19 protein-coding genes and 2 riboswitches are annotated in these 21,558 nt (G+C 72.4%); of the genes, 11 read left to right on the top strand and 8 right to left on the bottom strand.

All coding sequences use genetic code 11. The features are described 5' to 3' along the window. Positions 1-5 precede the first annotated feature (5 nt). Positions 6-1,298 carry a citrate synthase gene (locus tag ABWV20_RS04030; protein WP_353353535.1) on the bottom strand — a complete coding sequence of 431 codons (1,293 nt, stop codon included), beginning with the start codon at positions 1,296-1,298 and terminating at the stop codon, positions 6-8. Between the two features lie 239 nt (positions 1,299-1,537). Here ABWV20_RS04030 and ABWV20_RS04025 point away from each other — a divergent pair, with 239 nt between their 5' ends. Both ABWV20_RS04025 and ABWV20_RS04020 read left to right on the top strand, forming a co-directional pair. After that, complete coding sequence (locus ABWV20_RS04025) at positions 1,538-2,899, top strand: hemolysin family protein (RefSeq protein ID WP_353353534.1); 1,362 nt, start codon at positions 1,538-1,540, stop codon at positions 2,897-2,899. Continuing rightward, positions 2,896-3,915, top strand: coding sequence for a hemolysin family protein (locus tag ABWV20_RS04020; protein WP_353353533.1), 1,020 nt, complete (start codon positions 2,896-2,898; stop codon positions 3,913-3,915). The genes ABWV20_RS04025 and ABWV20_RS04020 overlap by 4 nt, the downstream gene beginning before the upstream one ends. Positions 3,916-3,996: 81 nt before the next feature. Here ABWV20_RS04020 and ABWV20_RS04015 read toward each other — a convergent pair whose 3' ends face one another. Continuing rightward, positions 3,997-4,737, bottom strand: a complete 741-nt coding sequence (locus ABWV20_RS04015) for a FadR/GntR family transcriptional regulator (RefSeq protein WP_353353532.1) — start codon at positions 4,735-4,737, stop codon at positions 3,997-3,999. 142 nt (positions 4,738-4,879) lie between these two features. Between ABWV20_RS04015 and ABWV20_RS04010 the strand changes: the two genes are divergently transcribed. The 5 genes from ABWV20_RS04010 to ABWV20_RS03990 all read left to right on the top strand — a co-directional run bounded on the left by ABWV20_RS04010 (position 4,880) and on the right by ABWV20_RS03990 (position 10,206). Then, complete coding sequence (locus ABWV20_RS04010) at positions 4,880-6,643, top strand: L-lactate permease (RefSeq protein WP_353353531.1); 1,764 nt, start codon at positions 4,880-4,882, stop codon at positions 6,641-6,643. Further along, positions 6,640-7,404 (top strand): (Fe-S)-binding protein, encoded by a 765-nt coding sequence (locus ABWV20_RS04005; protein WP_353353530.1) that lies wholly within the window; start codon positions 6,640-6,642, stop codon positions 7,402-7,404. Before ABWV20_RS04010 ends, ABWV20_RS04005 begins: the two co-directional genes overlap by 4 nt. Further along, positions 7,401-8,903, top strand: coding sequence for a LutB/LldF family L-lactate oxidation iron-sulfur protein (locus tag ABWV20_RS04000; protein ID WP_353353529.1), 1,503 nt, complete (start codon positions 7,401-7,403; stop codon positions 8,901-8,903). The genes ABWV20_RS04005 and ABWV20_RS04000 overlap by 4 nt, the downstream gene beginning before the upstream one ends. Beyond that, entirely contained in the window at positions 8,900-9,544 is a 645-nt protein-coding gene (locus tag ABWV20_RS03995) for a LutC/YkgG family protein (protein ID WP_353353528.1), read from the top strand. Before ABWV20_RS04000 ends, ABWV20_RS03995 begins: the two co-directional genes overlap by 4 nt. A gap of 203 nt (positions 9,545-9,747) precedes the next feature. Further along, the gene (locus ABWV20_RS03990; protein ID WP_353353527.1) at positions 9,748-10,206 is read left to right on the top strand and encodes a cupin domain-containing protein; all 459 of its coding nucleotides are present in this window, start codon (positions 9,748-9,750) and stop codon (positions 10,204-10,206) included. An 88-nt stretch (positions 10,207-10,294) separates the two neighbouring features. On the opposite strand, the gene ABWV20_RS03985 is transcribed toward ABWV20_RS03990, so the two are convergent. From ABWV20_RS03985 to cbiE, 6 genes are all read right to left on the bottom strand, one after another. Then, the gene (locus ABWV20_RS03985) at positions 10,295-11,077 is read right to left on the bottom strand and encodes an energy-coupling factor ABC transporter ATP-binding protein (protein ID WP_353353526.1); all 783 of its coding nucleotides are present in this window, start codon (positions 11,075-11,077) and stop codon (positions 10,295-10,297) included. A gap of 17 nt (positions 11,078-11,094) precedes the next feature. Next, a complete protein-coding gene (cbiQ, locus tag ABWV20_RS03980; RefSeq protein WP_353353525.1) occupies positions 11,095-11,871 on the bottom strand; it encodes a cobalt ECF transporter T component CbiQ in 777 nt (258 codons plus the stop codon). Then, on the bottom strand, positions 11,868-12,209 hold the full coding sequence (locus ABWV20_RS03975) for an energy-coupling factor ABC transporter substrate-binding protein (RefSeq protein ID WP_353353524.1): 342 nt from the start codon (positions 12,207-12,209) through the stop codon (positions 11,868-11,870). Before ABWV20_RS03975 ends, cbiQ begins: the two co-directional genes overlap by 4 nt. Next, positions 12,206-12,892, bottom strand: coding sequence for an energy-coupling factor ABC transporter permease (locus ABWV20_RS03970; RefSeq protein ID WP_353353523.1), 687 nt, complete (start codon positions 12,890-12,892; stop codon positions 12,206-12,208). The genes ABWV20_RS03975 and ABWV20_RS03970 overlap by 4 nt, the downstream gene beginning before the upstream one ends. Positions 12,893-12,917: 25 nt before the next feature. Beyond that, positions 12,918-13,053, bottom strand: a riboswitch (cobalamin riboswitch). A 19-nt stretch (positions 13,054-13,072) separates the two neighbouring features. Beyond that, positions 13,073-13,822: a precorrin-4 C(11)-methyltransferase gene (gene cobM, locus ABWV20_RS03965; protein WP_353353522.1), complete on the bottom strand. Its 750-nt coding sequence runs from the start codon at positions 13,820-13,822 to the stop codon at positions 13,073-13,075. Next, positions 13,819-15,057 carry a precorrin-6y C5,15-methyltransferase (decarboxylating) subunit CbiE gene (gene cbiE, locus ABWV20_RS03960; RefSeq protein ID WP_353353521.1) on the bottom strand — a complete coding sequence of 413 codons (1,239 nt, stop codon included), beginning with the start codon at positions 15,055-15,057 and terminating at the stop codon, positions 13,819-13,821. Before cbiE ends, cobM begins: the two co-directional genes overlap by 4 nt. Positions 15,058-15,140: 83 nt before the next feature. After that, a riboswitch (cobalamin riboswitch) is annotated at positions 15,141-15,215 on the top strand. Between the two features lie 75 nt (positions 15,216-15,290). Between cbiE and ABWV20_RS03955 the strand changes: the two genes are divergently transcribed. The 4 genes from ABWV20_RS03955 to cobA are packed head-to-tail and all read left to right on the top strand — an operon-like array spanning position 15,291 to position 21,547. Beyond that, a complete protein-coding gene (locus ABWV20_RS03955; protein WP_353353520.1) occupies positions 15,291-17,441 on the top strand; it encodes a magnesium chelatase subunit D family protein in 2,151 nt (716 codons plus the stop codon). Next, on the top strand, positions 17,441-18,052 hold the full coding sequence (cobO, locus tag ABWV20_RS03950) for a cob(I)yrinic acid a,c-diamide adenosyltransferase (protein ID WP_502901752.1): 612 nt from the start codon (positions 17,441-17,443) through the stop codon (positions 18,050-18,052). Before ABWV20_RS03955 ends, cobO begins: the two co-directional genes overlap by 1 nt. Further along, on the top strand, positions 18,049-20,580 hold the full coding sequence (gene cobBC / locus ABWV20_RS03945) for a bifunctional hydrogenobyrinic acid a,c-diamide synthase/histidinol phosphate aminotransferase CobBC (protein WP_353353519.1): 2,532 nt from the start codon (positions 18,049-18,051) through the stop codon (positions 20,578-20,580). Before cobO ends, cobBC begins: the two co-directional genes overlap by 4 nt. After that, positions 20,570-21,547, top strand: a complete 978-nt coding sequence (gene cobA, locus ABWV20_RS03940) for a uroporphyrinogen-III C-methyltransferase (protein WP_353353518.1) — start codon at positions 20,570-20,572, stop codon at positions 21,545-21,547. Before cobBC ends, cobA begins: the two co-directional genes overlap by 11 nt. Positions 21,548-21,558: the final 11 nt, after the last annotated feature.

The raw sequence follows: 21,558 nt of genomic DNA, 5'->3' as shown, positions 1-21,558 counted from the left end.
GCCCGTCAGCGGCGGCTCAGCGGCGTGAACTCGCGCTCGGTGGGACCGACGTACAGCTGGCGCGGCCGGGCGATCTTCAGCTCGGGGTCCTGGATCATCTCGTGCCACTGGGCGATCCAGCCGGGCAGCCGGCCGAGGGCGAAGAGCACCGTGAACATCTTGGGCGGGAAGCCCAGGGCGCGGTAGATCAGGCCGGTGTAGAAGTCGACGTTCGGATAGAGCTTGCGCTCGATGAAGTAGTCGTCGGACAGCGCCCGCTGCTCGAGCTCGAGAGCGATGTCGAGCAGCTCGCCACGCTGGCCCAACCCCTCGAGGACCTCGTCGGCGGTCCGCTTGATGATCGCCGCCCGCGGGTCGTAGTTCTTGTAGACGCGGTGGCCGAAGCCCATCAGCCGGACGCGGGACTGGTTGTCCTTGACCCTCCGGACGAAGTCCGCGACGTCCCCGCCCTCGGCCCTGATCCCCTCGAGCATGTCGAGCACCGCCTGGTTGGCGCCGCCGTGGAGGGGACCGAACAACGCGTTGATCCCGGCGGACACCGAGGCGAACAGGTTGGCATGGGAGGAGCCGACCATCCGCACCGTCGAGGTCGAGCAGTTCTGCTCGTGGTCGGCATGGAGGATGAGCAGCTGGTCGAGCGCCTTGACCTTGATCGGGTCGAGCTCGTAGGGCTCGGCAGGGAAACCGAACGACATCCGCAGGAAGTTCTCCACCAGCGAGAGGGAGTTGTCCGGGTAGAGCAGCGGCTGGCCCATGCTCTTCTTGTGAGCGTAGGCCGCGATCGTCGGCAGCTTCGCCAGGAGGCGAACCGTCGACAGGTCGACCTGCTCGGCGTCGAAGGGGTCGAGGCTGTCCTGGTAGAAGGTCGACAGCGCCGACACGGCCGAGGAGAGCACCGGCATCGGGTGGGCGTCCCGCGGGAAGCCGTCGAAGAACCTGCGCAGGTCCTCGTGGAGGAGCGTGTGCCGCCGGATCCGTGCATCGAAGGCCTCGAGCTCGGCCGCGCTCGGCAGGTCGCCGTAGATGAGCAGGTAGGAGGTCTCGAGGAAGGTGGAGCCCTCCGCCAGCTGCTCGATGGGGTACCCGCGGTAGCGCAGGATGCCGGCATCCCCGTCGATGAACGTGATGGCCGAGCGGCAGGACGCCGTGTTGACGAAGCCCGGGTCGAGGGTCACCCGACCGGTGTGCTGCAACAGGCCCGAGACGTCGTAGGCATCACTGCCCTCGGTGGCCCGGACCACCGGACACTCGAAGTCGTGACCAGTGCGCAGGCCCGGTTCGTCAGTCTGGATACTCATGGCAACACCGCCTCCTTGGACCCGGCCCCTGCCGGAACACCGCAACCAACGGGACTCGATCCATCGAGGCTACCCACGGGGGTATCCGCTGGCGCGCCCGAGTGCCAGCGATCACACCAGCCCCCTGCCGGTGGGCGACGTTGCGGGCGTGCCGGACGGGCGAGACAGCGGCCTCTCGGGGGCTCACGCGAATCGGCGCGGTGGTCCCGCTGGCACCATGATGGAGGGGTGATGCCGCGATGAGCCCCCTGCTGTCCCTCGTCCTCGGACTGCTCGTCGTGCTGCTCATCACCGCCGCGACGGCGTACTTCGTCGCCCAGGAGTTCGCCTACATGGCGGTCGACCGGTCCCGTCTCGGAGCGCTTGCCGGGTCCGGCGACGCCGTGGCCGAACGGGCTCTGCGGGTGACCCGTCGCACCTCCTTCATGCTCTCGGGCGCACAGCTCGGCATCACCGTCACCGGACTGCTTGTCGGCTACGTCGCCGAGCCACTCATCGGCGAGGCCCTCGGAGAGATGCTCGGCTGGAGCGGGGTGCCGACCGGCGTGGGCATCGCGGTGGGGACGGTCATCGCCCTCCTCGTCTCGACGCTCGTGCAGATGCTCTTCGGCGAGCTCGTGCCGAAGAACCTCGCGATCGCCCGGTCGGAGCCCCTCGCCCGGGTTCTCTCCCGGTCCACGCTGGTCTACCTGACCGCCTTCGGCTGGTTGATCTGGGTCTTCGACCAGGCCTCCAACCTGCTCCTGCGGGTCCTGCGCATCGAGCCCGTCCACGACGTGGAGCACTCGGCGACCCCGCGCGACCTGGAGCACATCGTCGCCGAGTCGAGCGAGTCGGGCGACCTACCGCCGGACCTGTCGGTCCTGCTCGACCGGATCCTCGACTTCCCCCGACAGGACGCCGAGCACGCGATGATCCCCCGCACGCGGGTCGACGTCGTCCCCGAGTCGGCCAGCCTGGGCAGGGTGCGCCAGCTGATGGCGACCGGGCACTCCCGCTACCCCGTGCTCGACCACACGGGCGACATCGTCGGCGTCGTCCACCTCGACGACATCCTCTCGACCACGGCGCCACCGGACACCCCGGCCGCCGACCTCGCGCGCCCGGCGGTTCTCGTTCCCACGCTCATGCGGCTGCCCGAGGTGCTCAAGGAGCTGGCCTCGACCGGCGACAAGCTCGCCTGCGTCGTCGACGAGTACGGCGGGTTCGCCGGCATCATCACCGTCGAGGACCTGGCCGAGGAGCTCGTCGGCGAGATCACCGACGAGCACGACCCCGCTGCGCCGAACGAGCCCGTGCTCGCCGACGACGGGACATGGGTCATGCCCGGTGACGTCCACGTCGACGAGGTCGAGCGTGCCCTCGGACGAGAGCTTCCCGGTGGGGACTACGAGACCATCGCCGGACTGGTCATCGCCCAGCTCGGGGACCTTCCAGACGTGGGCCAGACGGTGCAGATCCAGCTGGAGCCCGATCCCGCCGACCTCCTCGCCGAGGACACGCCTCGACGACGGTTCGTCACGGCGGAGGTGCTCGAGGTCAAGCGTCACGTGCCGTCCCTGCTGCGCCTCACCGTCGGGGACGGGGAGGACCTGACGTGAGCCTCTCGGTCATTCTGGCCACGATCGCCATCATCGCGCTCAGCGCCTTCTTCGTCGCCGTCGAGTTCGCCCTCATCGCCGCGAAGCGGCACCGCCTCGAGGACGCGGCCGCGTCCAGCCGCGCGGCGCGGGCCGCGCTCCGCAGCGCCAACGAGCTGACCCTGCTCCTCGCCGGGTCCCAGCTCGGCATCACCGTCTGCACGCTCGCCCTCGGTGCGATCACCAAGCCCGCCGTGCACCACTGGCTCACCCCGGCGTTCGAGGCCCGGGGCCTGCCGTTCTGGGCGGCCGACGTGGCCGGCTTCGTCCTCGCGCTCGTCATCGTCACCTTCCTGCACCTCGTCATCGGCGAGATGGCACCCAAGTCCTGGGCCATCGCCCACCCGGAGCGGTCGGCGACCCTGCTGGCGCTGCCGATGCGCGGCTTCATGTGGCTGACCCGCCCGCTCCTCCGGTCCCTCAACTCGAGCGCGAACGCCATCCTCCGCCGGTTCGGGGTCGAGCCCTCGGACCAGGTGTCCTCGGGCCAGAGTCCCGACGCGCTCCTGCACCTGGTCGAGCACTCGGTCAACGTCGGCGCGCTCGATGCGAGCTACTCGACCCGGCTGACGGGCGCCCTCGAGCTGGAGACCCTGACGCTCCGGGACCTCCTCGGCCCGAGCTCAGCAGCCACCATGGTGGCGCCGGGGTCGAGCGCCGCGGAGGTCCAGCGAGCAACCCTCGCGTCCGGCCACCTGCGGATCCTCGTCGGCGACGATACGGGTGTCGCTGGTGTGGTCCACGTCCGCGAGACCCTTACCGTCCCGTCGGAGCGACCGGTCGAGTCCCTGATGCGGCCCGTCCTCCTGCTCGAGGGGTCCACCCCCGTCTATGCCGCGCTCCGGCAGCTGCGAGAGACGCGCACCCAGCTCGCCGTCGTCACCGATGGCGGCGCCACGAGCGGGGTCGTCACGTTGGCCGACCTGCTGAGCCGGCTGTTTCCCGAGCCGGAGGCGACTGCCCTCACCCCCCAGTGACGATGCAGCACGGCCGAGGCGATGAGCCCGCCCGCCGGCGCCATGACACCCCAGCGAGGGCCTCGGCTCCACCGGCCGGGGTCACGACTGCTCCGTGGCGGTGAGGGTCTGCCAGGCCGAGCGGACATGGGACTCGACCGCCAGCTCCGCCTCGTCCGCGCGGCCCCCGGAGATCGCGGCGTAGATGGCCTCGTGGTCGCGGCTCAGGTCGGCCACGACGTCCTCCCAGGCGGCGAGCCGGCGGAAGCGGTCGAGGATCGGCAGGCGCATCGACTCGCGGATCGCGACCGTCATGTCGGCGGCGAGGAGGTTGCCGGCCGCCGCTGCGATGGCGACGTGGAAGGCGGTGTCGGCGTCGTTGAAGCGCTCGCGCGTGATGCCCGGCTCCGCCATCACGTCCAGGGCGTGGCGCATTGCCGCCAGGTCCTCCGCGGACGCGTGCGTCGCGGCGAGGCGGGCGCTCAACCGTTCCAAGCTGATTCGGACCTCGACCACGTCTGGAAGCGGGAAGTTGGCCAACGCGACGTGGAGGCGCAGCAGCCGGGTCAGCGCGTGGGCGGAGACGGAGGTGATGGTCGTGCCGGCGGTCGCCCCGGTGCCGACTGCGGACCGGGCGACCCCTTGCGCCTGCAGCGTGCGGACCGCCTCTCGGACGGCGGCCCGGCTCACCTCGAGCAGGCGGGCCAGCTCACGCTCGGGGGGCAGGTGGTCACCGACGCCGAGGTCGCCGCTGAGGATGCGCTCGTCGACCCAGTGGAGGACTCTCTCGAAGGCCCGCAGGCCGGACACCGGCGGCTCGGTGACGGGCTCGTCGAGGGACACGGGAGAAGCATGCCAGTCGGGACGGAGATCGGGAAGTCAGTGGTCTGACCACTTGACAGCAGACTTCCCCAGCCCCTACGTTCGTGCGCATCCCAGTGGTCTGACCACTGCCCTGCCCATCGTCGTGCACCCCGGAGGACCTGTGACCGCCGCATCCCTGCCCAGCGCCTTCCAACCCGACATCGCCCCGGTGGCTGACAGTCTGGCCATCTCGGCCCTGGTGGCCCTGCTTCCACTCCTGACGGTCTTCCTGACGCTCGGCGTCCTCCGCTGGAAGGCCCACTGGGCCGGCCTGTCGGCGGTCGCCGTCGCGATCATCGTCGCTTCCCTCTTCTTCGAGATGCCGGTCGGGCTCGCCGCCCTCGCCGCCACGGAGGGCGCCGCGTTCGGACTCTTCCCGATCATGTGGATCGTCTTCACGGCGATCGTGCTCTACCAGATCACCGTGCGCTCCGGTCACTTCGAGGACCTGCGCGCGACCTTCCACCTCATCTCCGACGACCCGCGCATCCAGGCGATCATCATCGCCTTCTGCTTCGGTGGGCTGCTCGAGGCCCTCGCCGGCTTCGGTGCACCGGTCGCGATCACGGGCGTGATGCTCATGGCCGTCGGCTTCTCGCCGCTGCGGGCCGCGGCGATCGTCCTGCTGGCCAACACCGCCCCCGTCGCCTTCGGAGCGATCGGCACCCCGATCATCACCGCCGGCACCCTGACGAAGATCCCCTACACCGAGATCGGCGCCTACGTCGGGCACCAGACCCCCGTCATCGCCCTCTTCGTCCCGCTGCTGCTCGTCCTCATGGCGGACGGACGCCGCGGCGTGCGACAGGTCTGGCCGGTCGCCCTCGTCGTCGGAGCCGCATTCGCCGTCTTCCAGTGGCTCTCCGCGACCTACCTCTCGGTGGAGCTCACCGACATCATCGCCTCCCTCGGCGCCCTCGCAGCAGCCGTCGTCTTCCTGCGCTTCTGGCAGCCGCAGGGCCGCGAGGAGGCGCTCGACGCGCTGCAGGTGGAGCGCGAGCGCGACCTCGCCCTGGTCGGCGCCGGTGCCCCCGTCGCCTCCGGGTCCGGATCCGCCGGGAGCCACGCCGCCGAGCCGCTCGCCGCCGACGACCACCATGCCTCGATGGCCGAGCTCGACGCCCGGGCCCGGTCGCTGAACGCGGGGCGGATCACGATGGCGCTCTTCCCGTACCTGCTCGTCATCATGGTCTTCGCGATCGCCAAGCTCATCCCCGCCGTCAAGGAGTGGCTCGGCGGCACCGACGTCAAGGTCCCCTGGCCCGGGCTCGCCGGAGGGGTCCTGACCCACTCCGGCAAACCGAGCGCCGCCGCGACCTACACGTTCCCCTGGCTGAGCTCCCCGGGCACCATGTTGCTGATCTGCTCGCTCATCGTCGCGTTCGTCTACGGCGTGGGCCTCAGCGGCTGGGGCAAGGAGTTCGCGGCCACCGCCCACAAGATGCGGTTCGCCTTCCTCACCGTTGCCTCCGTCCTCGCCCTGGCCTACGTGATGAACCTGTCCGGCCAGACGATCACGATCGGCACGTGGATCGCCGGGGCCGGCGCGGCCTTCGCCTTCCTCAGCCCGCTCCTCGGCTGGATCGGCACGGCCGTCACCGGCTCGGACACGAGCGCAAACGCCCTGTTCGCGACACTCCAGCAGACCGCCGCGCAGAACATCGGCATCGACCCGACGCTGCTCGTGGCCGCCAACACCTCGGGAGGCGTCGTGGGCAAGATGATCAGCCCGCAGAACCTCACCATCGCCGCGACGGCGGTCGGCCTGCTCGGGCGCGAGTCCGACATCTTCCGCAAGGTCGTCCCGTGGAGCATCGGGCTCATCCTGGCCATGTGCCTGCTCGTCGGCCTGCAGTCCTCGGTCCTCGCGTGGATGCTGCCGTGAGCGCCGCCGCCCGTCCAGCGACCGACCTGCGGGTCGCACTGTTCGCCACGTGCTTCAACGACACGATGTGGCCCGAGACCCCGAATGCCACCGTGCGGCTCCTCGAGCGACTGGGGTGCCGGGTCGAGTTCCCCACGGAGCAGACGTGCTGCGGGCAGATGTTCACCAACACCGGGTATGCCGCTGAGGCCCTCCCGCTCGTCCGTCGATTCGTCGACGTGTTCGGGGACTACGACGCCGTCGTCGCGCCGTCCGGATCGTGCGTCGGCTCGGTGCGCGAGCAGCACCGGATGATCGCCGAGGGCGACGAGACGCTCATGACCCGGGTCGACGCCGTCGCCCCCAAGGTCTACGAGCTGTCCGAGTTCCTCGTCGACGTCCTCGGCGTCACCGATGTCGGCGCGTACTTCCCGCACCGGGTCACCTACCACCCGACGTGCCACTCCCTGCGGATGATCCGCGTCGGCGACCGACCCCTCCAACTGCTCAGGGCCGTCCGGGGAATCGACCTCGTGGAGCTGCCGGGAGCCGAGGAGTGCTGCGGCTTCGGCGGCACCTTCGCGGTCAAGAACCCTGACGTCTCGATCGCCATGGGCTCGGACAAGGCGCGCAACGTCCAGGACACAGGTGCCGAGGTCGTCGTCGCCGGCGACAACTCGTGCCTCGCTCACATCGGCGGGATCCTCGGTCGCCAGCGCTCCGGGGTGCGCACCATGCACCTGGCCGAGATCCTCGCCTCGACCGAAGGAGACCCGGCATGACGACCCAACCGAGCGGTCCCGCGGGAGCGAGCCCAGCGGCATACGCCCCCCTGCAGGAGACCTCGCCGACCTTCGTCGGGATGCCGAAGTTCCCCAAGGCGGCCCGCGTGGAACTGGCCAACGCCCAGCAACGCAAGAACCTGCGGCACGCGACGCACACGATCCGCACCAAGCGCGGCAACGTCGTCCGCGAGATCGACGACTGGGAGGCCCTGCGGGTCGCCGGCGCCGACCTCAAGGACGAGGCGCTGCACCACCTCGGCGACTACCTCGAGCAGCTCGAGGCCAGCCTCACCGCCAACGGCGCCACCGTCCACTGGGCGCGCGACGCCGAGGAGGCCAACCGGATCGTCCTCGACATCGTCCAGGCCAAGCAGGTCGACGAGGTCGTCAAGGTCAAGTCGATGGTGACCCAGGAGATCGAGCTCAACGAGGCCCTCGAGGCGGCGGGCATCAACGCCTGGGAGACCGACCTCGCCGAGCTCATCGTGCAGCTCGGCCACGACCGGCCCAGCCACATCCTCGTGCCCGCGATCCACCGCAACCGCAGCGAGATCCGCGAGATCTTCCTCCGCGAGATGGGGCTGGTCGGCCGCCCCGCCCCGACCGACCTCACCGACGACCCGCCCCGGCTGGCGGAGGCAGCGCGGCTGCACCTCAGGGAGAAGTTCCTCCGGGCCAAGGTCGGCATCTCCGGAGCCAACTTCGCCATCGCCGACACGGGGACACTCGTCGTCGTCGAGTCCGAGGGCAACGGCCGGATGTGCCTGACGCTGCCCGAGACGCTCATCTCCGTCGTCGGCATCGAGAAGGTGCTGCCGACCTGGGAGGACCTCGGGCCGATGCTCCAGCTGCTCCCCCGGTCGAGCACCGGCGAGCGGATGAACCCGTACACGACGATGTGGAGTGGCGTCCACGAGGGCGACGGGCCGCAGGAGGTCCACGTCGTGCTGCTCGACAACGGCCGCAGCCACGTCCTCGGCGACCGGCTCGGGCGACAGGCCCTCCGGTGCATCCGCTGCTCGGCCTGCCTCAACGTCTGCCCGGTCTACGAGCGGACGGGAGGACACGCGTACGGCTCGGTCTATCCGGGCCCGATCGGCGCGGTCCTCAACCCGCAGCTCCGCGGCACCGCGAGCGACATCGACAAGTCGCTGCCCTACGCCTCGAGCCTCTGCGGCGCCTGCTTCGACGCCTGCCCGGTGCGCATCAACATCCCGGAGCTGCTCGTCGAGCTGCGCGGCAGGGTCGTCGACGAGGCAGGGCGCACACCGGAGTCCGCGGCGATGAAGGCCGCGGCCTGGGTGCTGTCCGACCCGCGCCGGCTCGCCGGGGCCCAGCGCGCGGCGACGACCGCCGGGAAGGTTCTCGGTGGGCGGACGCTGCGCTCGGTGCCCGGGCTCGGTGCCTGGGCGAACGCCCGCGACGTGCCGTCACCGCCGAAGGAGACGTTCCGCCAGTGGTGGACCCGCGAGCGGGGGAAGGGAGAAGGACGATGAGCGCGCGAGCAGAGATCCTCCAGCGGGTGCGAGATGCGGTCGCCGACGTGACGACCCCGGCGGGCCAGCGTCCGGTCACGCCGGCTCGGACGGTGCACGACCGCAGTGACGCCGAGGCGCTGGAGCTCTTCGCCGAGAGGGTGGCGGACTACCGGGCGACCGTCGTCCGGGTGGCGACCGCTGACGTGCCTGCCACCGTCGCCGACGCCCTGGCCCAGCTGGGCTGCCGCTCGGTCGTCGTGCCGAGTGGTCTGGACCCCGCCTGGACAGCGGGCCTGGATGCGGCGATCACCGTGCTGCCCGAGGCAGATGCGACGAGCCACGCCCAGCTCGACGCCGTCGACGCGGTCGTCACCGCCGCCAAGGTCGGGATCGCCGTGACCGGCACCATCATCCTCGACCACGGCCCGGACCAGGGCCGGCGCGAGCTCACCCTCGTGCCGGACACCCACGTCTGCGTCATCCGCGAGGAGCAGGTCGTGCCGGATGTGCCCGACGCGGTGGCACGGCTCCGGCCCGAGGCCGGGGCCGCTCAGCCGCTCACGTGGATCAGCGGGCCCAGCGCCACGAGCGACATCGAGCTCAATCGAGTGGAGGGGGTCCACGGACCGCGCAACCTCGTGGTCGTCATCGTCGAGTGAGCACCCCCCCGGGTTGAGGTAGACGCGCCGGGACATTGCCGGCTCCTTTACCTCAAACCGGGCGTCGGGCGGCGCGGGTTTGGCGAAAACGTGACGTGGGTCACACCTCTGGGTTCTACCCTTCTTGCGTGCCGATACAGGTCCGGGCTGGGCCGACCCGTGCTGCAGCCGTCGGCACAGCACTTGGGCGAAAGGCTGAGGCCATGAACAAGAAGACGGTTGCAGTGATCGCGGCGGGGGCCATGCTGGCCCTGGCGCTGCCGGCGTCCGCGACACCGGGCTCCGGAGTCTCGGGGACCGTCGTCGCTCGAGGGACCGCGGTGGAGAAGGTCAAGACGCGCGGGAACGCGCCGTACGACGTCGTCGTGCAGAACCTCACCATCGCCCCGGGTGGCCACACCGGCTGGCACACGCACCCCGGCATCGCCGTCGCAGTGGTCAAGGCCGGGACCCTGACCATCTACGAGAGCGACGACGAGTCCTGCACGGGCCACGACTACACGGCGGGCGAGGTCTACGTCGACCCCGGCTACGGGCACGTCCACCTGGGTCGCAACGTGAGCTCGGACGTCACGCTGGAGATCGCGGTCACCTACCTCGACGTCCCGGTCGGCGAGGCGGTACGCATCGACGCCGCGGACCCGGGCAACTGCAGCTTCTGACGGTCGTCCTCCCGGTGCGGTCTGACCCGGCCGCGCGACCTGGTGGCCGTCATCGTCGGGTCGGCACCTCGTGCTGCGCTCCCCCGGCTCACCGGGTGAGCGCAGCCACGAGGGACTCGAGGTCCTTCGGACGCGACTCGTCCGCCCGCACGGCGCCGAGTCGCTCGGCGAGCTCGAGGACCCAGGGCCTGCGCAGTCTGGCGCGGGCCAGCAGGTCCGGGTCGCTGAGGAGCTGGGCCGGCTCGCCCTGGTGCACGCGGCCTTCCTCGACGACCGCCACGGCGGTGGACCAGGCGAGCGCGAGGTCGACGTCATGGGTCGAGAGCACGACGGTGGTCCCGTGTGACTCGAGCCGCCCGAGGGCAGTGAGCATCTCGTCCACCCCGGTGGGGTCGAGACCAGCGGTCGGCTCGTCGAGGAGCAGGAGACAGGGACGCATCGCGAGGGCGCCGGCGATGGCCACGCGTTTGCGCTGACCGAAGGAGAGCTGGTGGGTGGCCCGGTCGGCGAGGTCGCGTAGGCCAAGGAGGTCGAGCGCCTCCGAGACACGGGACCGCACCTCCGCCTCGGGCAGGCGCAGGTTGAGGGGCCCGAACGACACGTCCCGGGCGACATCGGCGGCGAAGAGCTGGTCGTCCGGGTCCTGCAGGACGAGCTGGACCTGCTGACGGTGTGCTGCAAGGCCGGCCCTGCTGTGCCTCAGGGGCTGTGAGCCGACGAGGACATCCCCTTCCTCGGGGCGCAGCGCCCCGGAGAGGACACGAAGCAGAGTCGTCTTGCCGGAGCCGTTGGCCCCGAGGACGGCCACCCGGGACCCGGGCTCCACGTCCAGGGATGCGCGGTGCAGCACGGCCCGACCGTCGTACGACACGCTGATCCTCCTGGCCCTCAGGCTGAGGTGGCCCAACTCAGGTCACCCCCCACCAGGAGCGAGGTGGTGACGAGCGCTCCGAGCACCGCCAGGCTGGTCAGCACGAACGGCAGGGAGGTGCGGCGCGGCGGCTCCAGCGAGGGAAGGCTGCCGGTGTACCCCCGTCCGGCAAGCCCCTCCTCGAGACGTCGGGCCCGCTCCCATGACCGGATGAGCAGACCGACGCTCAAGGCTGCGGCGCTGCGCAGCGTGGCGCGCCGGTCGCGGTAGCCCAGTCGGGCGGCCTGGGCCTCGCTCATCTGCACCAGGGTCGAGAACAGCACGAGCACCAGCCGGTAGACGAGCCCGGCGACATCGACGCAGGCCTCCGGCACGCGGAGCCGTCGAAGTCCTCCGAGGAGGTCGGCCATCGGCGTCGTCGCGGCGACGAGGAGGACGGCGAGCGTGCCGGCGGTCCCGTGTCCGAGCACTGCGAGCGCCGACTGTCGGGTCCCGTCGGTCACCGCGAGCGACAGCCCACCCTGCCACCGGAGGCTGACCAGGACGGAGATCGCGCCGATCCCGATGAACACGAACGGCGCAGCCACAGTGCGCGCGAGAACCGCCCCGGGAACTCGAGCTGGGCCGAGCAGTGCCACGAGGGCGACGCCGGCCACGAGGACCGCAGCGGGCCAGACCGGGAGCACGAGGCCGGTGACGAGCAGGCCTCCGGAGAGCACGAGCTTGTCCCCGACTGCTCGGTGCCGCCACGGGGAGCTCCACGCTGCGTCGTCGAGTGGGAAGCCGCCCCTCACGTCTGCGCCGTCCGCGGTCCGGGTTCGGTCCGACCTGTCGTGGTCACGCGACGGCGCTCGTGCAGGCGTCCCACGACGTAGCCGATGGCGATCCCGCCGATGCCTGCCTGAAGGGCGAAGAGGCCGGACTCGATCTGGCTGGACCCCGGCCTGAAGAACGGCTCGACCCACGCCTCGTAGTCAGGGTGGGCGGACTCGACGAGGGCCATCGCCTGGGCATCGGACCCGCCGAAGGGCTCGTCCCCCACGGGTTCCCGCAGGCCACCGATGGCGAAGGCGACGCCGATGACGCTGACGACGGCGAGTCCGAGCAGGACGTTGGTCACTCGACGACTCATCGGGCTGACTCCGCGACCACCGTCGCCGTGCCGGGCAGGACCCCGAGCCGCTCGAGCTCGGGCCGGGCCACCTCCCCCAGGAGTCGCAGCACGAGCACCGCGAGCAGACCCTCGGCGACCGCGAGCGGCACCTGGGTGACGGCGAACACCCCGAGGAACTTGACCAGCGCGCCCGCGAATCCCGTGCCCGGGTCCGGGAAGGCGAGCGCGAGCTGCGCCGACGTGACGGCATACGTGGCAAGGTCGGCCAGCGCGACGGCCGCGAACACCCCGACGGCCCGGTTGACCCGGCGCAGGGCGCACCACACGGCGTACGCCGTCCACGGGCCGGCCACGCCCATGGAGAAGACGTTGGCACCGAGGGTCGTGATGCCCCCGTGGGCCAGCAGGAGGGCCTGGAAGAAGAGCACGACCGTGGACAGGAACGCCATGACCGGGGGGCGGAAGAGGATCGCGCCCAGGCCGACGCCGGTCGGGTGGCTCGACGAGCCGGTGATCGACGGCAGCTTGATCGCCGAGAGGAGGAAGGTGAAGGCGCCTGCGGCACCGAGGAGCAGCGTCGTCTCCGGACGTTCGCGACGCTCCCTGACGACGGCGCGGCCGCCGTGGACGACGAAGGGGGCTGCGGCGAGGGTCCACCCCGCCGCATGCAAGGGCGGCAGGAAGCCTTCAGCGATGTGCACAGTTCACTCCTGGATGACGCGTCCACTGGAACAGCCGTGCCAGGCTCGTATCTGACTCCCGGTCGCACGTGGCGACCGGTCACAGTGGCGCGACCGTCCCGGACTCACACCGGGTTCCGTGCGCTGGCACAGTTGGGTGCGGCGAGTATGGCACGACGGTGCACGACACCCGGGAGCCGGTCACCCCACGGGTCGTCGCACCCGTGTGCCGTAGAGGTGCGACTCGACGAACTCTCCGGGGGCGAGCGCCCAGCCGACCAGGATGACCGCGGCCTGCCGCAGCCCGGCTCTCTCCACCTGCTCGCCGATGTCTGCGAGAGTGCCCCGCAGGATCTGCTGGTCGGGCTGCTCGGCGTTGGCGACGACGACGACGGGGCAGTCGGGACCGTAGTCGCCCACGAGTGACGCTGCGAGCTCACGGCTCCGCCGGATCGCCAGATGGAGGACCAGCGTCGCTCGGGACCGCGCGAAGTGGGCGAGCGACTCGGTCTCCGGCATCTTCGTCGACTCGCGTTGGGCGCGGGTCAGGACGACGGTCTGGGCGAGCTCGGGCACGGTGAGCTCGCGGCCGATGAGCGCCGCCGCGGCTGCATACGCCGGCACCCCGGGCGTCACGTCCCACGGCACGCCCGCGTGGTCGAGGCGACGGGTCTGCTCGGCGACCGCCGAGTAGAGGGACGGATCGCCGGAACAGAGCCGGGCCACGTCTTCCCCGCGCTCGTGGGCCGCCACGCAGTGGCCGATGATGTCGTCGAGGTGAAGCTGCGCGGTGTCGATGAGCGTCGCCCCGTCGGGGCAGTGCGAGAGGACCTCGGGGCCGATGTACGTCCCGGCGTACAGGCAGACCGGCGACTCCGCCAGCAGCCGGACGGCGCGCAGGGTGAGCAGGTCGGCGGCGCCCGGTCCGGCACCGATGAAGTGGACGGTCACGTGGTCTCCGGCTCGGTTTCGGGAATCGGGTGCGGGCGCGGCTTGGTGGCGGCCCACTGGGTGATCGTGCGGGACGGCTTCCAGCCGGTGAAGGAGCCGATCGGCTCGAGGTCCTCGACGGCGATGCGGCTCACGACACCTCCGTGCAGGCGGTAGGCGGCGAGCAGGGTCATCTCCGTCTCGACGGTGACTCCGTGCACGACCATGCGCCCTCCGGGTCGCAGGACCGACCACGCCGCTCTGATGAGGGAGCCGCTCGCGCCGCCGCCGATGAACACGGCGTCGGGTGGCGGCAGGATCCCGCTGGCGTCACCGGCGCTGGCGACGACCACCTCCAAGGTCGGCACGCCGAGCCGGTCCGCGTTGCGCCGGATCCGGGCGGCGCGCTGCGGATCCCGCTCGACGGCGTGGACGCGGATCCGGGGATGCCTGCGGGCGAACTCGATTCCGACCGAACCCGCGCCCGCGCCGAGGTCCCACATGACGTCGCCGGGCTGGGGCGCGAGGTGCGCGAGCGCGGCGGCGCGGACGATCCGCTTGGTCAGCTGTCCGTCGTTGTCGAAGGCGGCGTCGTCCAGCCCGGGGGTCAGGGACCGTGAGGTCGAGCCCGCGTCCGCGATGCACTCGACGCAGACGAGGTGGAGGCGGGGCACCGCGCCGTGGTCCCATGACCGCGCGATGCCCTCGGTGCGCGACTGTGCTGGGGTGCCGAGGTCCCCGAGAACGGTGAGACGGCTCGCGCCGTATCCCTCCTCGGTGAGCAGGGTCGCGATGCGGGCAGGTGCGTCGTCGCCGTGGGTGAGGAAGATCAGCCGGGCCCGGGGGGACAGGTCGCGACGAAGGCGGTCGAAACGCCGGCCGACCAGCGTGATGACGTCGGAGTCCTCTGCGCCCCAGCGCATCTCGGCCCTCGCAAGGGACACTGACGAGACGGCGGGACGGATCGTGACCGCGTCCGGCCCGAGGAGGTCGACGAGGGTGGCGCCAACGCCGGAGACGAGGGGGTCGCCGCTTGCGAGGACGACGATCCGGCGGCCGGCGACCATGGCGAGCACTGCGGGCAGGTTCGCCCTGAGCGGCGACGGCCACGGGATGAGCTCCCGCCCGGGACGCTGATCGAGCATCTCGAGGTGGCGGGCCCCGCCGAGAACCACTTCGGCACCGTCGAGCACCGCCCGCGCCTCGGGCGTCAGCGACGCCAGACCCTGTGCTGCGACACCGACGACCTCGATCACGGCGCTGACCCTAGCGCCGAGCCGCGGACCGGCTACACCCGAGCCCCCGGGTTCTGCCAGACTGCGTCCCGGCGTGAGGAGAGGAATCCGGTGCGAGTCCGGAGCGGTCCCGCCACTGTGAACCACCCCGACCTGCTGGTCGGGGGGAAGCCAGGACATCTCCCCACGCCGGCCGTGCCCGCCGGGTCCGGTCCGGTCAACCACGCGGGCGAGGCACCCGCAGGAGGCTCGTCGTGCACGTCTACCCGTTCTCGGCCATCGTCGGCTCCGACGACCTGGCCCTCGCGCTCGTCCTCACGGCCGTCTCCCCCGGCGTCGGCGGCGTCCTCGTCCGGGGTGAGAAGGGCACGGCCAAGTCGACCGCTGTGCGTGGACTCGCCGGCGTGCTGCCCGAGCAGGCGGTCGTCGGCGGGTGCCGCTTCGGATGCGACCCCGGCGGCCCCGACCCTGCCTGCCCGGACGGACCCCACGGCTCGGACGCGGCGCCCGCGACCCGGCCCGCCCGTCTCGTCGAGCTGCCGGTCGGCGCCACGGAGGACCGCGTCATCGGATCGCTCGACCTGAAGCAGGCCCTCGGCCACGGAGTGGCCGCCTTCGAGCCGGGACTGCTCGCCGCGGCCAACCGCGGGATCCTCTACGTCGACGAGGTCAACCTCCTGCAGGACCACCTCGTCGACGTCCTCCTCGATGCCGCCGCGATGGGCCGCTGCACCGTCGAGCGCGACGGCGTGTCCGTCTCGCACCAGGCCCGGATCGTCCTCGTCGGCACGATGAACCCGGAGGAGGGGGAGCTGCGGCCGCAGCTGCTCGACCGCTTCGGCCTCGCCGTCGAGGTCGCCGCGCCCCGGGAGCCGGCCGCCCGCGCGGAGGTGGTCCGCCGCCGCCTGGCCCATGACGCCGACCCGGCCGCGTTCGGGACCCGGTTCGCCGCCGACGAGGACAGCCTCCGCGAGCGGATCGCCGAGGCCCGCTCCCGGCTGGCCGACGTCACGCTCCCCGATCCCATGCTCATCCTCATCGCCGAGGTCTGCGCCGCGTTCGAAGTCGACGGCCTGCGCGCCGACATCGTCACCGCTCGCTCCGCGATGGCACACGCTGCCTGGTCGGGGCGTCGCCACGTGACCCGCGCCGACATCCGCGCCGCCGCCCGCCTCGCGCTGCCGCACCGTCGCCGCCGCAACCCGTTCGACGCGCCCGGTCTCGACGAGGACCTGCTCGACCGGATCCTCGGCGAGGACCCGCCGGACGGCCCGCCCGACCAGGCACCGGACGAGCCCGGTGATGGATCCGACGGCTCCCACGACCCCCACGGCCCCCACGACCCCCACGGCCCCCACGACCCGGACGGCGGTCCGGGCGATGCCCTCGACAACGCGACAAACGAACACCGCGGTGATCCGCCGGGTGATCCCTCACCTGAGCGGGCAGCCGACTCGCTTCCGTCCGATCCACACCGAGCCGACCCCGCCGCCGACAGCGACGCGCCGCTGACGCCGGACGGCAGACCAGCCGACTCCGGGACCGCCGCCGCGGGGCGCCCCTACCGCGCGCGCGTGCTCACGGTGCGGGGCCTCGGCCGCGGCGAGTCCGGGCGTCGCAGCAGGGCCATCACCTCGACCGGCCACTCCATCGGGGCCACGACCGCGTCGGGCCACGGCCGCACCGCCGGGCCTGCTCCGCGAGGCCTCCACCTCCCCGCCACGATCCGCGCCGCCGCCCTGCACCAGCAACGCCGTGGCCGCACCGACGGCCCCCTCCGGCTCGACCCGAGCGACCTGCGCCGACCGGTCCGGCAGGGCCGCGAGTCGAACCTCGTCCTCCTCTGCGTCGACGCGTCCGGGTCGATGGCAGCTCGGCGCCGGATGGAGGAGGTCAAGACGGCAGTGCTCTCGCTCCTCCTCGACGCATACCAGCGGCGCGACAAGGTCGGGCTCGTCACCTTCCGTGGCACCGGCGCGGAGCTGGTCCTGCCACCGACCTCCTCGGTCGACGTCGCGGCCCGCCGGCTCGAGGACCTCGCCCACGGGGGTCGTACCCCCCTCGCCGAGGGTCTGCTGACGGCCTACGACGCGCTGCGGGTCGAGCGGATCCGCGACCCGCGGCGACGCCCCCTCCTCGTCGTCGTCACCGACGGCCGGGCCACCGCCGGTCCGGACGCGCTCTCCCGCGCGGTCACCGTGGCGACGCGGCTGCGCGAGGAGCAGGTCGACGCCGTCGTCGTCGACTGCGAGACCGGCCGCTTCCGGCTCGGGCTCGCCGCCAAGCTCGCGACCTGGCTCGGCGCCGAGCACCTGCCCGTCGGCGAGGTCGCTGCCGACACGATCACCGGGGTCGTCCGTGGACACCACGCCGACCCGGTCAGGACGAGAGGACTGGTCGCCTGATGAAGGGCCAACCCACACACGTTCCCGACGACGGCCTGACGACGCGTCAGCGCCGCAACCGCCCCCTCGTCATGGTCCACACCGGCGAGGGCAAGGGGAAGTCGACGGCCGCCTTCGGCCTCGCGTTGCGCGGCTGGAACCAGGGCTGGTCGGTCGGGGTGTTCCAGTTCGTCAAGAGCGCCAAGTGGCGCATCGGCGAGCAGACGGCCGTCGAGACGCTCGGCGAGCTCCACCGGGAGACCGGCCGGGGCGGGCCGATGGAATGGCACAAGATGGGCTCGGGCTGGTCGTGGGCCCGCAAGGAGGGCACCGAGGAGGACCACGCCGCCGCGGCCGCGGAGGGCTGGGCCGAGGTCAAGCGGCGCCTCCAGGCACAGACGCACGGCCTCTACGTCCTGGACGAGTTCACCTACCCCCTGACCTGGGGTTGGGTCGATGTCGACGACGTCGTGAGGACCCTGGCCGGACGCCCGGGCCGGCAGCACGTCGTCATCACGGGGCGCCGCTGCCCCGAGCCGGTCCTCGACCTCGCCGACCTCGTCACGCACATGACCAAGGTCAAGCATCCCTTCGACGACGGCCAGAAGGGCCAGCGCGGGATCGAGTGGTGACCGGCCGCTCGGCCACGGTGCTGCCGCGGTTCGTCGTCGCGGCGCCCGCCTCCGGCCACGGCAAGACGACGGTGGCCACCGGCATCATGGCGGCCCTGCGCCGCGAGGGGCTCGACGTGGCCGGCTTCAAGGTCGGGCCCGACTACATCGACCCCGGCTTCCACGCGCTCGCCACGGGCCGGCCGGGCCGCAACCTCGACCCGTTCCTCTGCGGGGAGGACCTCGTCGAGCCCCTCCTGCTCCACGGCGCCGCTGCGGGCGGCCCGAGCGACGTCGCTGTCATCGAGGGCGTCATGGGCCTGTTCGACGGGCGGATCGGCACGGAGGGCCTTGCCTCGACGGCGCACGTCGCGGCGCTCACGCGCAGCCCGGTCGTCCTCGTCCTCGACATCAGCCACACGTCGCGGACCGCGGGCGCCATCGTGCACGGCCTGGCGACGTTCGACCCGGACACCCGGATCAGCGGCGTCGTCCTCAACAAGGCCGCGTCCGAGCGGCACGTCCGCGAGGTCCGTCAGGCGGTCGAGGCGACGGGCGTGCCCGTCCTGGGCCTGATCCCGCGCGATGCCGGCGTCGAGGCACCGTCGCGCCACCTCGGCCTGGTGCCCGCGGCAGAGCTCGACGGCTCAGCCACCCTCGTCGACCACCTCGCACAGCGGGTCGCCGACCACGTCGACCTGCCCGCCCTCCTGCGGATCGCCCACACCGCGCCTCCTCTCACCGCGGCGCCGTGGGACCCCGCCGCGGCCGTCGGGAGTCGGGCCGTCGCGGGCCGGCGTCCCGTCGTCGCCATCGCGGGCGGGCGGGCGTTCACATTCCGCTACCCCGAGACCGAAGAGCTGCTGTATGCCGCTGGGCTCGCTCCCGTCGTCTTCGACCCGTTGCGCTCCACCTCGCTGCCCGACGGCACGGCAGGGCTCTACCTCGGCGGCGGCTTCCCGGAGGTCCACGCCGCTGAGCTCTCGGGCAACTCGGCCCTGCGCGAGGCGATCCGCGGGGCCGTCGGAGCGGGGCTGCCGACGGTGGCCGAGTGCGCCGGGCTGCTCTACCTGTGCGCCTCGGTCGACGGGCACCCCATGGTCGGCGCCGTGCCGGGCCGGGCGACGATGGGCCCGAGGCTGACCCTCGGCTACCGCACGGCCGTCGTCCCGGCCCCCTCACTGATGGGCCGCGTCGGGACCCGCGTCACCGGGCACGAGTTCCACCGCACCACGGTCGAGTGGACCGGCAGCCCGGAGGCTGCGTGGCTGCTCGACGGACGCCCGGACGGCATCTCCCTCGACCCGGTCGGCTCAGGCGTCCCGACCGTGCACGCGTCCTACCTCCACACCCACTGGGCGGGCCACCCGGCCCTGGCCCGGAGGTTCGCCGAGGCGGTCCACGCCTTCGCCGCCTCCTCCCCCGCGTCGAGCGCGCAGTTCGTGCCTGTCCCGCCCTCGTCGAGTGCGCAGTTCCTGCCCGTGTCGCCCACGCCGGGTGACCAGGGGACCGACCTGCTGCACCACGGGGACCGGGACGTGCGGCCGGGGCTCGTCGACCTCGCCGTCAACGTCCGCCGACCCGGCCCACCCCCGTGGCTCGCCGACGTCATCGGCCGCACCATCGAGGGCCTCGGCACCTACCCGGCCACGAGCGCGGCGAGAGAGGCGATCGCCGCCCGGCACGGCGTCGACGAGGGGTGCGTGCTGCCGACATCGGGCGGCGCCGAGGCCTTCACCCTCATCGCCCGGGGCCTCGACCCGCGTCGAGCCCTCGTCGTCCATCCTCAGTTCACGGAGCCGGAGGCTGCCCTCCGCGCCGCGGGGCGTCCCGTCGAGCGGCACCTGCTGACCGCCGAGCACGGTTTCCGACTCGACCCTGCCGCCGTCCCCGGTGACCCGGACCTGGTCGTCGTCGGCAACCCGACCAACCCCACCGGGGTCCTCCACGCCGCCGCGGCCCTGCGGGCCCTGTGCGGTGACGGACGGGTCCTCGTCGTCGACGAGGCCTTCATGGACGCCGTGCCGGGAGAGCCGGAGTCGCTCCTGCACCCCGGAACGGACCTGCGCGGGATGCTGGTGCTGCGGTCACTGACGAAGACCTGGGGCCTCGCGGGCCTCCGGGCCGGCTACGTCGTCGGGGACCCGGAGCTCATCGCCCGGCTGGCGGCCGTCCAGCCACCGTGGTCCGTCTCCTCCCCGGCCCTCGCGGCCATGGTGGCCTGCAGCTCGTCGCGGGCCGTCGCGGAGGCCGGCGCCGAGGCCCGGCTCATCGCCGAGCACCGCGCCGTCCTCGTCGACGCGCTGACCGTCGCGGGTCTCACCGTGCTCGCCGACTCGGCAGCCCCCTTCGTGCTCGTCGACACCTCAAGCCTCGGCCCCGGCTCGATCCGCGAGAATCTCGCCTCGCGCGGGCTCGCCGTCCGACGCGGCGAGACCTTCCCCGGCCTCGGCCCCACCTGGATCCGCGTCGCCGTGCGGACCCCCGACGTCAGCGCCGCGCTCGCCAGTGCCCTGACCGACCTCCGAAGGAGCCGTCGTGCCTCTTGACCTCTCGTTCACCGGACGATCGGTTCTCCTCACCCGCATCGGAACCGACACCATCTCGACCATCCACGCACTGCTCCACGACGGGGCCACGGTCACCGTCGAGAGCGCCGAGCCACCCACGTCCGTTCGTGACCTCGCCGACCGGGGACTCATCGAGCTCTGCGCGGAAGCCGAGCACACGGCATACGACGTCGTCATGCGCGGCGCGACCGCCACCCCGCCCCGAGCGGGCATCGGCGCCGGCGAGGTGGTGCTCGTGGGCGGCGGGCCGAGCGACCCCGGCCTGCTCACTCTCCAAGGGCTGGACGCCATCCGCGCCGCCGATGTCGTCGTCCACGACCGGCTCGCGCCGCTCGCCGCCCTCTCCCACGCCCGGGCGGACGCCGAGATCATCGACGTCGGCAAGATCCCGCGCGGCGAGTTCACGCCCCAGGAACGCATCAACGCCATCCTCCTCGAGCACGCCCGGCGTGGGCGGATCGTCGTGCGGCTCAAAGGCGGCGACGGTTTCGTCTTCGGTCGCGGCGGCGAGGAGGCCCAGGCCTGCCGGGACGCGGGCATCCCGGTCACCGTCGTCCCCGGGATCTCGTCGAGCATCGCCGCCCCGGCTCTCGCCGGCATCCCGGTCACCCACCGCGACCTCGTCCAGGGCTTCAGCGTCGTCAGCGGCCACGTCCCACCCGGTGACCCGCGCAGCACCGTCGAGTGGGGAGCCCTCGCCCGCAGTGGCACCACGCTCGTCGTCCTCATGGGCGTGGCCACGCTCGCCGCCATCACGGCCGAGCTCATGGCGCAGGGCCTCGCTGCCGACACGCCGGCAGCCGTCGTCGCCGACGCCGGGATGGCGAGCATGCGCACGGTCCGGGCGACCCTCGACACCATCGCCGAGACCGCTGCCCACGAACGCATCGGCGCCCCCGCCGTGGCCGTCATCGGCGCCGTCGCCGCACTCGACGTGCTCGCGTGAACGAGCCGACC

It is taken from the genome of Intrasporangium sp. DVR, assembly GCF_040365325.1.
Classification (GTDB): domain Bacteria; phylum Actinomycetota; class Actinomycetes; order Actinomycetales; family Dermatophilaceae; genus Intrasporangium.
The sequence above is the reverse complement of the archived record's forward strand: the minus strand, read 5'-3'. Positions and strand labels throughout refer to the sequence as shown.

Coding starts and splice junctions, on each gene's coding strand:
- ABWV20_RS04030 (WP_353353535.1), bottom strand. CDS start 1,298: ATGAGTATCCAGACTGACGAACCGGGCCTGCGCACTGGTCACGACTTC.
- ABWV20_RS04025 (WP_353353534.1), top strand. CDS start 1,538: ATGAGCCCCCTGCTGTCCCTCGTCCTCGGACTGCTCGTCGTGCTGCTC.
- ABWV20_RS04000 (WP_353353529.1), top strand. CDS start 7,401: ATGACGACCCAACCGAGCGGTCCCGCGGGAGCGAGCCCAGCGGCATAC.
- ABWV20_RS03995 (WP_353353528.1), top strand. CDS start 8,900: ATGAGCGCGCGAGCAGAGATCCTCCAGCGGGTGCGAGATGCGGTCGCC.
- ABWV20_RS03990 (WP_353353527.1), top strand. CDS start 9,748: ATGAACAAGAAGACGGTTGCAGTGATCGCGGCGGGGGCCATGCTGGCC.
- ABWV20_RS03975 (WP_353353524.1), bottom strand. CDS start 12,209: ATGAGTCGTCGAGTGACCAACGTCCTGCTCGGACTCGCCGTCGTCAGC.
- cobO (WP_502901752.1), top strand. CDS start 17,441: ATGAAGGGCCAACCCACACACGTTCCCGACGACGGCCTGACGACGCGT.